The following is a 13,369-nucleotide window of genomic DNA, read 5'->3' as shown; positions in this document are numbered from 1 at the left end:
TTAATACCCCTCTGGCAGCCCTTTCTGTTCCCGGAATTCCTTTGGAGAAAGACCGAATTCCTTTTTAAAAGCACGGTAAAAGCTGGTATAATCAGAAAATCCGTACTGATGGCACAATTCTTTTAAGGGAATGCCGGAGAGAATTCCATTTTTACTGGCATTTAAGCGTTTTTTGACGATATACTGGTGAATAGAGATCCCCATGTTGTCCTTGAACACATGAGAGATGTGGTATTTACTGGAATAGAAGAAAGACGCCAGGTGGTCTAAGGACAGATTACTTTCCAGATGATTGTTAATATAATCGCATACGTTTAAATAAAGAGCATTTTCATAAGTCTTTGGAACCGCGTTAAGCATGTCATAAGTGATGCGGTTTAAGTGCAGAAGAAAGGAATGAACCTGTAGTTCTGCATGAAGCTTATGGAATGCTTTTTTTCCGTGCAGCTCTTCCAGAAGATCTAAAAGCTGCCCCTGAATATTTTGAAAAGAGATGAAATCCGTACGGAACCGATACTGTTTTTTTTCCTGTACATAGTGGAAACTGTAGGCGAATTCTTCGGACCAGGAACACATGGATTCATAATATGGCTTGCTGATCCATAGAACGAAGCGCTGGTAAGTTTCTCTCTGGGAATGAAAAACGGGATGGTGTTTGACACCGGGGGGAATCAACAGATAATCTCCATATTGCAGACGATATTCATTCCCATCCACTTCATAGGTCACATCTCCGTTTAGGAAAAAGTAAATCTCATAGTAAGGGTGGCTGTGATCTATTACATGATCTAAATGAATATCTTTATAAAAAAACACTTCAAATTCTCCCGAGTTCATATACTGCCGTTCATTAAAACCAGTAGACAATTCCTTTTTCATAAGGCTTTCCTTTCTTAATCATTCATTGATACAAGCATTATAACTGACTGCCGCAAGATTTGCAATGTGATCGGCAAATTCATCCATGGTAATCTCTCTTTCTTTTGCTTATACTAAACCCATACGAATAAATGAAAAAAGAGGAGGTTTCTTATGAAATTATCATTTCGGTGGTATGGAGACGATGACAAGGTTACATTACAGAATATCCGTCAGATTCCAGGGATGCATTCGATTGTAACAGCAGTTTATGATGTTCCGGTTGGAGAGGTATGGAGCAGGGAATCCATTGCCCACTTAAAAAAAGAAACAGAAGATGCAGGGCTTGCTTTTGAAGTCATTGAAAGCATTCCGGTCCATGAAGACATTAAGCTTGGCAAACCGACGAGAGATCAGTATATTGAAAATTACTGCGAGAATATCAGACGGGTGGCAGAAGCGGGAATTCAGTGTATCTGCTATAATTTCATGCCTGTTTTTGACTGGACAAGAACTCAGTTAGACCATGTATTAGAAGATGGCTCTACCACTCTGGTATATTATCAGGATCAGGTGGATCAGGTAAATCCTCTGGAGACAGAGGGGGATCTGACTCTTCCAGGATGGGATTCCAGCTACACCAGAGAAGAATTACAACAGGTGGTAAAGGAATACCAGGCGATTTCAGAAGAAGATCTGTGGGATCATTTAAAATACTTTTTGGAAAAGGTCATTCCGGTAGCGGCTGAATGTGGAGTTAATATGGCAATTCATGCAGACGATCCATGCTGGAGCATCTTTGGTCTGCCAAGAATTATTACCTGCGAGGAAAATGTAGACCGTTTCTTAAAGTTAGTGGATGATCCTCATAATGGAATTACACTTTGCACCGGTTCTTACGGCTGTTCTAATAAAAATGATGTGGTAAAAATGGCAGAAAAATATGCAGCCATGGGAAGAATCCACTTCGTTCATGCCAGAAACGTAGAAGTTCTTGATAATGACAGAGGATTTGAGGAACGTGCTCATCTGTCTAAGTGCGGTTCCCTTGATATGTTTGCCATCTTAAAAGCTCTTTTTGATAATGGCTTTGACGGTTATGTGCGCCCGGATCACGGTCGTATGATATGGGGAGAGACCGGACGGGCAGGCTATGGTCTTTACGACCGCGCCCTGGGTGCTACCTATTTGAACGGCCTCTGGGAGGCAATTGAAAAAACCAGCAGATAAAAGGAGAAAATATTGATGGAATTCGCATTTGGAACAGATTTAAGTGGAAAAGTAGCAGTGGTAACAGGAGCAGGCGGTGTTTTATGCGGAATGTTTGCAAAAACTCTTGCCAAAGCAGGAGCAAAGGTTGCTGTTCTTGATTTAAATATAGACGCAGCAGAAAAAGTCGCAGAATCTATTCGAACGGAAGGTCATACCGCAACCGCTTATCAGGCGAATGTGCTGGAGAGGGAAAGTCTTGAAACCGTTCATGCCAGAGTTTTAGCAGAACTGGGTCCATGCGATATCTTAATTAACGGAGCTGGTGGAAATCATCCAAGTGCCAATACAGATAAAGAATATTTTGAGCCAGGAGATATTGAATCTGATCTCAAATCATTTTTTGATCTGGATCAGTCTGGTGTGGAATTTGTCTTTCGTTTAAACTTTCTTGGAACCCTTCTTCCCTGTCAGATCTTTGCAAAAGATATGATTGGACGGAAAGGATGCAGCATTTTAAACGTTTCTTCCATGAACGCGTTTACACCATTGACAAAGATTCCTGCTTATAGTAGTGCAAAAGCAGCCATCAGCAATTTTACCAAGTGGCTGGCAGTTCACTTTTCAAAGACAGGAATCCGTGTTAATGCCATTGCACCTGGATTTTTTGTTACAAAACAGAATGAAAAGCTTTTATTTCAAGAAGATGGTTCTCCCACAGAACGGACAAAAAAGATTCTGTCTGCTACACCTATGAACCGGTTTGGAGAGGCAGAAGAGTTAAACGGAGCATTGCTGTTCTTATTAAATAATCAGGCGGCTGGATTTATTACAGGCGTGGTTCTTCCGGTAGATGGCGGATTTTCTTCTTACTCAGGCGTTTAATCCGGGTAAATCCCCTGGGAGCATAGAAAGACTCTGAAAATCAAATTGATAAATTGCACAAAAAGAGATCCTTTTTAAATTAAAATATAAAGGGGCTCTTTTTTGTATTGTTGTGTCGAATTTTGTCAATTGTGAGATATGTATAAAAATATTGTCATTATACGGATAAGTTGACAAAATATTACAAAATAGCGTATAATAATGAAAACCATAAAAATATGTAATGGTTTCATTTACCAATGATAAGACAAGGAGCATAAAACTATGAAGACATCGGGGGAAAAGAAATGGATTCAGAGAAATGCCAAAGTGGAGAAAGGAGCAAAGAATAAGAAATCAGGGAGAAGGGGAGCACCATTTAGGGCATTCGTTACTTTGGAATCATTGAAGATGAAGATGCTTGTATTCATCATTTCCATTATTCTGGTCCTGGCAGTGACCAATATGGTTATCAGTATCTCAGTCAGTTACAGGGGAATTACAGGCGTGGTAAAAAGCGATCTGGAGTCTACCGGAAAGCTGGTTAATAGTCTGGTGGTACAGAATTTAGGTCAGATGAAAACCAATATTGAAGCCAGTACCCAGGGCGGGAGTCTGAAATCCATTAACTCCAGAGTGGTTACGGAATATTTGAACAACCAATGCAGTCTTTACGGATACAAAGATCTGGAAGTGGTAAACAATCAGGGAATTGTTACCCGCAGTGCGACCGGCAATCATGAAGGGGAAAGTTATGCAGACCGGGATTACATAGTCAAAGCGTTAGAAGGTACAACCACGGTTTCCACCACAGAGTTTGATGCAAACAATGAACTGGTGATCCGTGTGGCAGCCCCTTATGATCTGGGGATTTTAGTGGCAACTTACGATGGTACTGCACTGAGTGATTTAATCAAGGATCTGCGCATCGGCAAAACAGGCAATGCTTTCTTGATTGACCATACAGGAACCATGATCGCCTGCATTTATCCGGAAGTGGTAAGCCAGCGTCAGAATTTCATTGAGATGGCAAAGACCGATAAATCTTATGCATCCTCTTCCCGCATGTATCAGACCATGCTGACTGGTAAAACAGGAATTGGAACCTATGATTATAAAGGGGTAAAACGGTTTTGCTACTATGCTCCTGTGACGGGTACCGATGGCTGGGCAATCGGAGTAGTTGCACCGCTTAATGAAACCACCACCTCCATTTACACCGTAGCAGCCGCAATGTGTATTCTGGCAGTGGCATCCATCCTTGCGGGCTGTCTGATGGCATTCCGGTTTGCAGCACCTATAGCAGCACCGATTTCTGCGATTGCAAAACGGATGAAACTGTTGTCAGAGGGAGACTTAACCAGTGAGATTCCAGTTGTCAACAGGAAAGACGAAATTGGAATCCTTGCGGAAGAAGCTTCCAATTATGTTGAGAACGTAAGAAATATCAATGGGACCATTGTAACTGTTTTGGATAAGATTGCCTCAGGAGACTTTACCCGTTCCGAGATAACGGATTTTAAAGGGGATTACGAGATGATCCAGCAGGCTATAAACAGAACCGAAGAGATGCTTTCCCAGACCATGACAACGGTCGGTGATTCTGCAGACGAAGTGGCAAAGAGCAGTGCACAGGTCTCTCAGGGAGCCCAGAACCTGAGTCAGGGTGCTGTGGAGCAGGCAGCAGCCGTGGAACAGCTTTCTTCTTCTGTCAATGAGATTTCCCACAGCCTGATGAATACGGCAAAATCCGTAGAGGGAATGAACCAGCAGGCAGGAAATGTAGGAAAAGCCATGGAAGAGGGAAATGAAAAGATGCAGGAGATGCTGGAATCCATGAACCAGATCAACCGCAAATCCAAAGAGATTGAAAAGGTCAATAAGCTGATTGAGGACATTGCCTTCCAGACCAATATTCTGGCACTGAATGCGGCAGTGGAAGCCGCAAGAGCCGGAGAGGCAGGAAAAGGATTTGCAGTTGTGGCAGATGAGGTAAGGAATCTTGCAGGAAAAAGTGCCAATGCGGCAAAGGATACCTCAAGCCTGGTTGCAGATACTATTTTAGCAGTCAACAGCGGAACCAATATTGCAGCTTCCACAGGACAATCCTTAAACGGAATCCTTTCAGAAACAAAGAGCATGGTTCTTGCCATTAAGCAGTCGGCAGAAGAGTTAAAAGAACAGAGTGAGAAAGTCAATGAAGTTACGGTTGGAATTGAGCAAATTTCCTCAGTGGTACAAAGTAATTCCGCAACTGCTGAAGAAAGTGCGGCAGCAAGTGAAGAACTTTCCAGTCAGGCAGAGAATTTAAATGAATTAATGAGTAAATTTCGCATTCGCTAAATAAAAAACATCTGTGTTATCCCCTATGGTAAAACCATGAACGGACAGCACAGATGTTTTTATGCTTCATTTTTTATTTTGTTTTATCATCTTTTACTTTTTTGGCATGAGTAATATAAGGATAAATATCCTCATATGCTTCCAATTCATCCTCTGTTTCTGGAGCAGAAGGAATCAGTCCGGTGCAGTCCATGGCAGAGCATGCCTGAATATCTACATCATAATTATTCTTTGCTGTTGCAGATGGTTTCTTGTCTTTTTTATTTTCGCTTTTTTCTGATTTCATAGTTGGTTCTCCTTTTTGCTGTATTTTGACGGTTTAAATTAGTGTTCGGAAAATCATCGTAATTATTCATGACACTGCCAAAACCATGAGATGCGTTATAACCACTATTTTCCTTCGTTATATACCTTGCCTGGCGGAAAAATATAGTCATGCCGGGAAAATGAAATGAACAGCGGAGGAACTATGAGGTGATAATTGTCTTTTTTTTGAATAAACAATTTATTTTTACATTGAACTGCACACAGATAAAGTATAGGGTGTCCTTTAACGGTCAGTCTTATTTTCTGGATATCAGGGAGATCCTTTATCTGGAATCTTATTACAGAAAGACCAGTGTGATCTCACAGGAAGGAAGGATGCGGATACGGGCAAAACTGAATGAAGAAGAGGACAGGCTTCCAAAAGAAAGTTTTATCCGGATCAACCAGCACAATCTTATTAACATGCAGCAGATAAGAAATGTAAAAGCTGGGATAGTACAGATGCAGAATGGAGACTGTCTGTATGTGAATGATAGTAGGAAAAAAATATTTGAAACCAGATATCAGGAATTTTTAGAGCGAAGTTGTAGAATTTTGTAGATACATACGGAATAAACGCAACAAATCAGACAAAAACTGCAAAGCCCGTTGCCATAGGAAAGTTCCGGTGATATGGTTGATCTATCCGGATCATCTGGTCCTTTCTATTTTCGGCATTTCATCTCTGAAAATCAATTACTATTCATGAAAATTCAATGGAACAGACAGCGAAAATCAGCCGATTTCACTGTCTGTTTTCTAATTATCTGGCAATATTTGTAAGAAATAGTAAAAAAATCGTCAGAAATATTCCGAAAATTTTAGGGAAATATAAGGAATTATTCCTGCTTTTAATGGGAGTCTATGATACAATCAAAGAAGTAACATAGGAAACCATAGGAAAAAGGAGGCAGTGAGCGGATGAAATCAAATCACCTGATAAGAAAAATATTGTTTTTATTTGTCATGGTTTGTCTGTTAGCCGGATTCACTGTGACGTATAAAGGTTATGAACTTTACCGGAACGCTCTGGAGACGCAAAGTCTTTTAGAACGGGTGGGAGAGGTGCAGCAGAAAGAGGGTTACACTTCTTTTGCCGGTTTACCTGATATCTATGTGAATGCCGTTGTGTCGGTGGAGGATCACCGGTTCTTTCAGCACGGCGGGATTGATGTGATTGCAATTGGCAGGGCGATCCTGCACGATGTCCAGGCAGGACGCTATGTAGAAGGCGGAAGTACCATAACCCAGCAGCTCGCAAAGAATCTGTATTTCAGTCAGGAAAAAGAACTGCCAAGAAAAGTGGCAGAAGTATTTATGGCATTTGAACTGGAAAAAAATTATTCGAAAGATGAGATATTTGAATTGTATGTAAATTGCATTTATTATGGCGATGGGTACTACAGTGTAGGGGATGCCAGCAAGGGCTATTTTGAAAAGATTCCCGGGGAGATGACGGATTATGAAAGTACCCTGTTAGCAGGAGTACCCAATGCTCCTTCTAAATATGCGCCTACTAAAAATTTAAAGCTGGCGCAGAAGCGTCAGAAAAAAGTGATTTCCCGAATGGAAGCCTGTGGCTATCTTTCGGCAGAAGAAGTGGAAACTGTATCAGAACAGATGGTAGCTTTTCAGTGATAATGCTTGAAGATTCACAAAAAAAACGGTATAATGGAGGTGTTGGGAAAGACACAGGTGCAGCACAACTGGAGTGTTTTCATATAGAGGGGAGAATGTATGAAAGATAATAAAACTTATAACAAGATCATGCTGCTGACGTTCTGTTTGATTGTGGTGTTTCTTTGTGCCGGTTCTTATAATTATTTCAGCGCTAAGAGATCCGGACATGATATAAAAAGCCCGGTAAAAAGTGTTAAGGAGCTTAAGTGGAATGGAACAGAGTCCGGTTTCTATTGATCAGGCATTATAAATCAAAGCAAATACCAGAAAGGTACCGGTATTCCACGGAATGCGTAGGTCTGTTTCTGGTATTTTTTTTATAGGAAAGGTTGGCGGTTATGGACATTAAGAACATGCTTTTGCAGATCCAATCCGGAGAGATGGGGATTGAAGAAGGCGAGCAGCTTTTAAAGGATCTTCCTTACGAGGATCTGGGATATGCAAAACTGGATCATCACAGGCAGCTCAGGTCCGGCTTTGGAGAAACTGTTTTTTGTCAGGGAAAACCGGAAGAATATCTGGTGGAGATTTATAAAAAACTCTATGAAAGGGATGGGGAAGTTTTTGGAACCAGGGCAAGCCAGGCGCAGTACGAGCAGGTAAGGTCCGTGATACCCTTCATATCCTACGATCCCATTTCCAGAATCTTAAAGGTGGAAAAGCCGGGAAAAGAGCGTACAGGCTGGGTTTGTGTGTGTACCGGAGGAACAGCGGATATTCCTGTTGCAGAGGAAGCCGCACAGACAGCAGAATATTTTGGCTGTTATGTGGATCGGGTTTTTGATGTGGGCGTGGCGGGAATCCACCGGCTTTTATCCAAACGTCATCGTCTGGAAAAGGCAAACTGCATTGTTGCAGTGGCAGGAATGGAAGGGGCGCTGGGCACTGTGATTGCAGGGATTTCTGACTGCCCGGTGATTGCAGTTCCTACTTCTGTCGGATATGGAGCCAGCTTTCATGGCTTGTCAGCCCTTTTAACCATGCTTAATTCCTGTGCAAACGGAATTTCTGTTGTCAATATAGACAATGGCTATGGAGCCGGATATACAGCAACACAAATTAATCGACTGGCGGTGAAATCAAATGAATAAAATTTTATATTTTGAGTGTAATTCAGGTATTAGCGGAGATATGACGGTTGGTGCCCTTTTAGATCTTGGAGCGGACCGGAATGTACTGTCAGAGGCGCTTGACAGCCTGTCATTAGGCGGGTATCATCTGCATTTCGGGAGAACAAAAAAGTGTGGGCTGGATGCCTATGATTTCCATGTTCATCTGGATGAAGACCATGGGAGTCACAGCCATGAACATGAAGCACATGAACACGTTCACAGCCATGAGCATGAGGAACACGAACACGTCCATAGTCATGGGCACGAAGACCATAAAAATCACGATTCTTCCCATTCTCATATTCACCGCAACCTACAGGCTGTGTATGAAGTGATTGACCGTTTAAAATCCAATGACCGGGTAAAACAGATGGCAAAACGAATGTTTGAGATTGTGGCAGAAGCGGAATCTAAGGCTCATGGTCTGCCTGTCAATGAGGTCCATTTTCATGAGGTAGGAGCAATTGACTCCATTGTGGATATCATTGGAACTGCCGTTTGTCTGGATAATCTGGGAGTGACGGAGATTGTGGTATCCCCTTTGACCGAAGGATTTGGAAGTGTGCGGTGCCAGCATGGAATCATACCGGTTCCTGTTCCTGCCACGGTTAATATTGTTTCCAGATACGGACTGAAACTCCGCCTGACGGATAATCAGGGAGAGATGGTGACTCCCACTGGAGCAGCAATTGCAGCAGCCCTCAGGACAAGAGAAGAACTGCCTTCTTCCTGCCGGATTGTAAAGACTGGAATTGGTGCGGGTAAAAAGGATTTTAAACATGCCAATGTACTGCGTGTCATGATGCTGGAAGATGATTCAGTAAAAAAAGAACAGATGTGGGAACTGGAGGCCAATATTGACGACTGCACAGGGGAGATATTGGGGATGGCCATGGAGTCTCTATTGGAAGCGGGTGCCGCAGATGTCTGGTATACTCCTGTATATATGAAGAAAAACCGCCCTGCCTATAAGATTTCTGTTTTGTGTGAAGAAGATCAGGTAGAAGCCATGGAAAATATTATATTTGTACAGACGACTACCATTGGAATCAGAAAGCACTCTGTATCCAGAACTATTTTACAGAGGAAAAAGCATCAGGTAAATACCTCCTGGGGACTGGCAGAAGTTAAGGTATGCTCTTGGAAGGACCAGGTGTATTATTACCCGGAATATGAAAGTGTGAGGGAAATCTGTAAAAAAAGTGGCATGGATCCTCAGACGGTCTATGGATTGATCCGGGAAGCTGCCACAAAAAACAGTCAGGCATAAGACCGGCTCTAAATTAACGTAAAATTAACAACTGTTTTGCTATAGTTTTCTGGGGGGAGTCCGATATTTAAATGAGTCAATTTTTTTAAGGAGGAGTATGAAAAAGTCAATTGTATTAAAAGTTATAATAGGAATTATTATTTTACTCTGCGCTTTATTTGGGGGTCTGTATTACTGGTTTTTTAACATGATATCGGGCGGCAAAGTCCAGGCTATGGATTTCGGCCAGGAATTGAATTTAAAAAAGCCAGCGGAGATAAAGACAGACCCGACAGTATTATTTATAGGAAACAGTATGACGTATTCCAACCAGCTTCCAGGTGTTTTTGCACAGCTAAGCATGAGCGGCGGATTTAATCCGGATGTGTATGAACTGACAGAAGGCTATTATACCCTGCAGGAGTTTGCAGACCCCCAGGATGAGTTAGGGGCACAGGCATATGAAGCACTTTCAGACCATACATGGGATTATGTGGTGATGCAGGAGAATACCGGAATGGCTCTTGTTGGGGATACCATCATGCTTTCTGCTGTGGAGACCCTTGATGAGCTGGTGCGCAGGGCAGGAGGAGAGTCTGTACTTTTTATGACCTGGGCTCATAAGGATGGTTTTTCCCATAAGATTTTAGGAATTAACAATAAGAATACCAGAGAAGAGATGCAGACCAGAATGGCTCAAAACTATCTCAATGCGGCAGAGGAACTGGATCTTCTGACAGCTCCTGCGGGGATTGCATTTATGAGATGTGCCCAGGCATATCCGGAGATTGAGCTGTGGGACGAGGATAAAAGTCATCCGTCTTTAGAAGGAACTTATCTGGCGGCCTGTGTTTTGTATCAGACTTTATTTGACCAGACTCCGGAAGGTGTGGCTTACAGTGCAGATCTGGACGGGGATACAGTTTTTAAGCTTCAGCAGATTGCTGGAGGAATGAACTGATATCACATTTCTGCTGATTTCAATTTTGATTGTATCAGTATTTCAATCATAGAAACCTGAAAGGTCACAGAAGCATGTGAATCTTTCGGGTTTTTTTAATAGTTATAAAAAAAGAATCTTACATTCCCGAAAATTAGACATCTAATGACATAATCCCTTAAATAAAAGTAATAATTGGACGAAATGGATAAAAAAGTAAGTAAAAATGATATAAATATATAATGGAATACATATTTTGAGTTAAACGAACAAATTGATGGAATAATATTGACGAACGAAAGTTTTGAATATAACATTATTGTAGATGTAATGTACAAAATCATCCATAACCATGTATTGGACTTGGACCCTGGAGAGGAAAACTATGCGTTTGAATTATCAAATGGGGGTTATTCTTGATGCCTCAAAAAATAGTGATACACCCTTTGGCGTACACGAGGTAATGCAATATTTGGATATATCAAAGAGCGCAGCATATCTTCTTATACAAAATTGTCGGATCTGGCTGATTGAAAACCGGCTGGAGGAGGATTCCTCACAACAGCGGCGGGAACTTTATATAAAGAAGGGGGAGTTAAAGAAAAGGCTGAAAGAACGACTGTCAAAGGCCAGTTATGAAGAGTTTGATTTTTCACCAAGAGAAAGAAGAATTTATCTTATTGTCCTGCTGATCCGTGAAAGGCATTTATCCACCCACAGCATCATGGAACGGTTCAGGATTAGCAGAAATACCTGTATTCTGGACCTGGCTGAGGTTAATCGGATTCTGAGAGATTTTCAGCTTGGGTATATGGCTGGAAACCATGGCTATGCTCTTGTGGGAGAAGAATACAATGTCCACAGGCTCAGCTTATGGGTAGTTTCTAAGATTTTTCTGGAATTTTATCCGAAGAATTATGAGATGGCAATGTCCTTATATGAATTTTCCAGGAATGATGTAGAAGCTGTGCGTCGGATGTTTACTGTGACGGCAGAGTCTTTTCATCTGTTTATCAGCCGGGAAGCAGTGTATACTTTTGGTGCCGTATGTACCCTGATATCGCGGAGAATCCGGCAGGGACACACGATTTCCCTCAATATGATTCCTGATTATTACCGGATGAGTATTTACAACTGCCGGATTCGCAGTATTCTTTATCAGTCAGGAATTGTAAATACGGTTTTAGGCGGAAAGGAACATTCTTATGATAAAGTTCCTTATCTTGATTCAGGCAGGCATGGAATGGCAGAGAGTCTGGCACGTATGCTGGTATGTGTCTGTGGGGAATCTGGCACAGATCTGATTTCTATTCCTGTAAAAAGGGAGAATCTGAATTTTTATGCCAGGCAGATTATTGAAAAATTCGAGACTTACATAGGAATCTTTTTTGAAGACAAAGAGGAATTGGAAAAAGCCGTGACCCTTAGCTTAAAATGTATTCTGCTTAGAAGGAGATATGGTATTAAAGTATTTAATCCTTTAATACAGGAGGTAGAAAAGCATTACATTCATATCATCAGGCTGACTAAGAAGTCCGTAGAAGATGTAGGCGGTGTTTTGGGGACATTCACTGAAGAGGACTGTGTTTTATTTAGTCTTAATTTTTTAGGGGGTATGTATAAGACAAAGCGGATTGCAGTGCGGGCACCCTATGTGTTGGTGGTATACGCCGGAAATTCCCATACGGCTGTTTTGCTTCAAGGTCAGATTCAGAACCTTTTGCCGGGAGCAAGGGTGCTGACGGCTTCTTTGTTTCACGATCTAATCAGATTTTCAGAGTACGCGGATATGATCGTATCCGCCATTCCCATAGAGTTTCATGAAATTCCCGTTGTTGTTGTGAATACGTTTCTTACAGATCATGAGAAAGAACGAATAAAAAAACTGGCAGAACATAAGATTTCAAAGGATGAAGATCTGTTGAGATTTTTAGAAGATTTTTCCGCAATGTCAGAGGAATTTATGAATATAGGGGACCAGATATATCTGCGCAGTAAAATGGAAGAATATTTTAGGATAAACAGGGTGAAAATAAATTATGGGGCAGGAAAAAGCCAGATGTTGAAGGATTTACTGACAGAGAACAGGATCAGGATCAAAGATTCTGTAAATAACTGGAAGGAAGCCATCCGCCTTTCCGCAAAGCCGTTGGAGGAAGAAAAAAGCATTGAACCTTCCTATACCGATGCCATGATTGAATCCATTGAAAAACTTGGTCCCTATATTTTGCTGGCTCCTGGAATCGCACTTCCAAGTGCAAGATCCCAGGCAGGTGTCAGGACGGCGTCCATGTCCCTGTTAAAAGTAAGGGAAAAGGTTTATTTTACAAAAGAGAAATATGCCAATCTGTTTTTTGTCCTGGCAAGTGCAGATGGAAACAGTCATCTGGAGGTACTTAGGGATCTGTCTGTCATTTTTGCAGATGAAGGTGCTTATGGCAGGTTTATGGGAGCAGATACGGCAAAAGAACTGCATCAGCTATTTTTATAGGAACTGTGCCTCACTGCCAGTCCGAAGTAATAACGAATATGAACAAAAAAGGGTAATGACAATGCGAAAGAAATCAGGAAAAACAAATCTGGAAGAACAGATCAGAGAGATTGATTGCATTATTCACGATCTTCAGGAAAGAAAAGAACAGCTTGTTGCCGCAAAAGAGCGGGAAGAGGTACGGAGGTTTGTGGAAAATGCAAAGGAAAATGGTTTAACACCAGCAGAACTGGCGACTCAGCTTTTGGCGAGACAGGCGTAAATGAGGTCATAGAAATAATTGACAATGATATGCCACTGTGGTAAACTGTACAAGT

General features: G+C 41.7%; 14 protein-coding genes. 12 read left to right on the top strand and 2 right to left on the bottom strand.

Annotation, left to right across the window (positions count from 1 at the left end):
- Positions 1 to 879 (bottom strand): helix-turn-helix domain-containing protein, encoded by an 879-nt coding sequence (locus FAY33_RS11220; protein ID WP_143321318.1) that lies wholly within the window; start codon positions 877 to 879, stop codon positions 1 to 3.
- 153 nt (positions 880 to 1,032) lie between these two features.
- Here FAY33_RS11220 and uxuA point away from each other — a divergent pair, with 153 nt between their 5' ends.
- The 3 genes from uxuA (at position 1,033) to FAY33_RS11205 (ending at position 5,274) form a co-directional block, all read left to right on the top strand.
- Complete coding sequence (gene uxuA, locus FAY33_RS11215; RefSeq protein WP_143321317.1) at positions 1,033 to 2,088, top strand: mannonate dehydratase; 1,056 nt, start codon at positions 1,033 to 1,035, stop codon at positions 2,086 to 2,088.
- Positions 2,089 to 2,103: 15 nt separating this feature from the next.
- On the top strand, positions 2,104 to 2,952 hold the full coding sequence (locus tag FAY33_RS11210; protein ID WP_143321316.1) for an SDR family oxidoreductase: 849 nt from the start codon (positions 2,104 to 2,106) through the stop codon (positions 2,950 to 2,952).
- A gap of 264 nt (positions 2,953 to 3,216) precedes the next feature.
- Positions 3,217 to 5,274 (top strand): methyl-accepting chemotaxis protein, encoded by a 2,058-nt coding sequence (locus FAY33_RS11205; protein WP_143321315.1) that lies wholly within the window; start codon positions 3,217 to 3,219, stop codon positions 5,272 to 5,274.
- 73 nt (positions 5,275 to 5,347) lie between these two features.
- Here FAY33_RS11205 and FAY33_RS11200 read toward each other — a convergent pair whose 3' ends face one another.
- The gene (locus FAY33_RS11200; RefSeq protein ID WP_143321314.1) at positions 5,348 to 5,560 is read right to left on the bottom strand and encodes a hypothetical protein; all 213 of its coding nucleotides are present in this window, start codon (positions 5,558 to 5,560) and stop codon (positions 5,348 to 5,350) included.
- Between the two features lie 188 nt (positions 5,561 to 5,748).
- On the opposite strand from FAY33_RS11200, the gene FAY33_RS11195 reads away from it, so the two are divergent.
- The 9 genes from FAY33_RS11195 (at position 5,749) to FAY33_RS11160 (ending at position 13,314) form a co-directional block, all read left to right on the top strand.
- On the top strand, positions 5,749 to 6,141 hold the full coding sequence (locus FAY33_RS11195; protein ID WP_143321313.1) for a LytTR family DNA-binding domain-containing protein: 393 nt from the start codon (positions 5,749 to 5,751) through the stop codon (positions 6,139 to 6,141).
- A gap of 155 nt (positions 6,142 to 6,296) precedes the next feature.
- A complete protein-coding gene (locus FAY33_RS19465) occupies positions 6,297 to 6,470 on the top strand; it encodes a hypothetical protein (protein ID WP_185967590.1) in 174 nt (57 codons plus the stop codon).
- Between the two features lie 31 nt (positions 6,471 to 6,501).
- The gene (locus FAY33_RS11190; RefSeq protein WP_143321312.1) at positions 6,502 to 7,218 is read left to right on the top strand and encodes a biosynthetic peptidoglycan transglycosylase; all 717 of its coding nucleotides are present in this window, start codon (positions 6,502 to 6,504) and stop codon (positions 7,216 to 7,218) included.
- 99 nt (positions 7,219 to 7,317) lie between these two features.
- Positions 7,318 to 7,497, top strand: coding sequence for a hypothetical protein (locus FAY33_RS11185; protein ID WP_143321311.1), 180 nt, complete (start codon positions 7,318 to 7,320; stop codon positions 7,495 to 7,497).
- Positions 7,498 to 7,598: 101 nt separating this feature from the next.
- Positions 7,599 to 8,351: a nickel pincer cofactor biosynthesis protein LarB gene (gene larB / locus FAY33_RS11180; RefSeq protein ID WP_143321310.1), complete on the top strand. Its 753-nt coding sequence runs from the start codon at positions 7,599 to 7,601 to the stop codon at positions 8,349 to 8,351.
- Positions 8,344 to 9,642: a nickel pincer cofactor biosynthesis protein LarC gene (gene larC / locus FAY33_RS11175; protein ID WP_143321309.1), complete on the top strand. Its 1,299-nt coding sequence runs from the start codon at positions 8,344 to 8,346 to the stop codon at positions 9,640 to 9,642. Before larB ends, larC begins: the two co-directional genes overlap by 8 nt.
- Positions 9,643 to 9,739: 97 nt before the next feature.
- Positions 9,740 to 10,582, top strand: coding sequence for a DUF4886 domain-containing protein (locus FAY33_RS11170; protein WP_143321308.1), 843 nt, complete (start codon positions 9,740 to 9,742; stop codon positions 10,580 to 10,582).
- 364 nt (positions 10,583 to 10,946) lie between these two features.
- Complete coding sequence (locus FAY33_RS11165) at positions 10,947 to 13,052, top strand: PTS sugar transporter subunit IIA (protein ID WP_185967589.1); 2,106 nt, start codon at positions 10,947 to 10,949, stop codon at positions 13,050 to 13,052.
- A 61-nt stretch (positions 13,053 to 13,113) separates the two neighbouring features.
- Positions 13,114 to 13,314, top strand: a complete 201-nt coding sequence (locus tag FAY33_RS11160; protein WP_143321306.1) for a hypothetical protein — start codon at positions 13,114 to 13,116, stop codon at positions 13,312 to 13,314.
- Positions 13,315 to 13,369: the final 55 nt, after the last annotated feature.

Source organism: Clostridium sp. HBUAS56010 (assembly GCF_007115105.1).
Lineage (GTDB): Bacteria > Bacillota > Clostridia > Lachnospirales > Lachnospiraceae > Lacrimispora.
The sequence above is the reverse complement of the archived record's forward strand: the minus strand, read 5'-3'. Positions and strand labels throughout refer to the sequence as shown.

What these genes read in the sequence shown, in the direction of transcription:
- FAY33_RS11220 (WP_143321318.1), bottom strand. Translation starts at nt 879, where the DNA reads ATGAAAAAGGAATTGTCTACTGGTTTTAATGAACGGCAGTATATGAAC.
- uxuA (WP_143321317.1), top strand. Translation starts at nt 1,033, where the DNA reads ATGAAATTATCATTTCGGTGGTATGGAGACGATGACAAGGTTACATTA.
- FAY33_RS11210 (WP_143321316.1), top strand. Translation starts at nt 2,104, where the DNA reads ATGGAATTCGCATTTGGAACAGATTTAAGTGGAAAAGTAGCAGTGGTA.
- FAY33_RS11205 (WP_143321315.1), top strand. Translation starts at nt 3,217, where the DNA reads ATGAAGACATCGGGGGAAAAGAAATGGATTCAGAGAAATGCCAAAGTG.
- FAY33_RS11200 (WP_143321314.1), bottom strand. Translation starts at nt 5,560, where the DNA reads ATGAAATCAGAAAAAAGCGAAAATAAAAAAGACAAGAAACCATCTGCA.
- FAY33_RS19465 (WP_185967590.1), top strand. Translation starts at nt 6,297, where the DNA reads ATGGAACAGACAGCGAAAATCAGCCGATTTCACTGTCTGTTTTCTAAT.
- FAY33_RS11190 (WP_143321312.1), top strand. Translation starts at nt 6,502, where the DNA reads ATGAAATCAAATCACCTGATAAGAAAAATATTGTTTTTATTTGTCATG.
- FAY33_RS11185 (WP_143321311.1), top strand. Translation starts at nt 7,318, where the DNA reads ATGAAAGATAATAAAACTTATAACAAGATCATGCTGCTGACGTTCTGT.
- larB (WP_143321310.1), top strand. Translation starts at nt 7,599, where the DNA reads ATGGACATTAAGAACATGCTTTTGCAGATCCAATCCGGAGAGATGGGG.
- larC (WP_143321309.1), top strand. Translation starts at nt 8,344, where the DNA reads ATGAATAAAATTTTATATTTTGAGTGTAATTCAGGTATTAGCGGAGAT.
- FAY33_RS11170 (WP_143321308.1), top strand. Translation starts at nt 9,740, where the DNA reads ATGAAAAAGTCAATTGTATTAAAAGTTATAATAGGAATTATTATTTTA.
- FAY33_RS11165 (WP_185967589.1), top strand. Translation starts at nt 10,947, where the DNA reads ATGCGTTTGAATTATCAAATGGGGGTTATTCTTGATGCCTCAAAAAAT.
- FAY33_RS11160 (WP_143321306.1), top strand. Translation starts at nt 13,114, where the DNA reads ATGCGAAAGAAATCAGGAAAAACAAATCTGGAAGAACAGATCAGAGAG.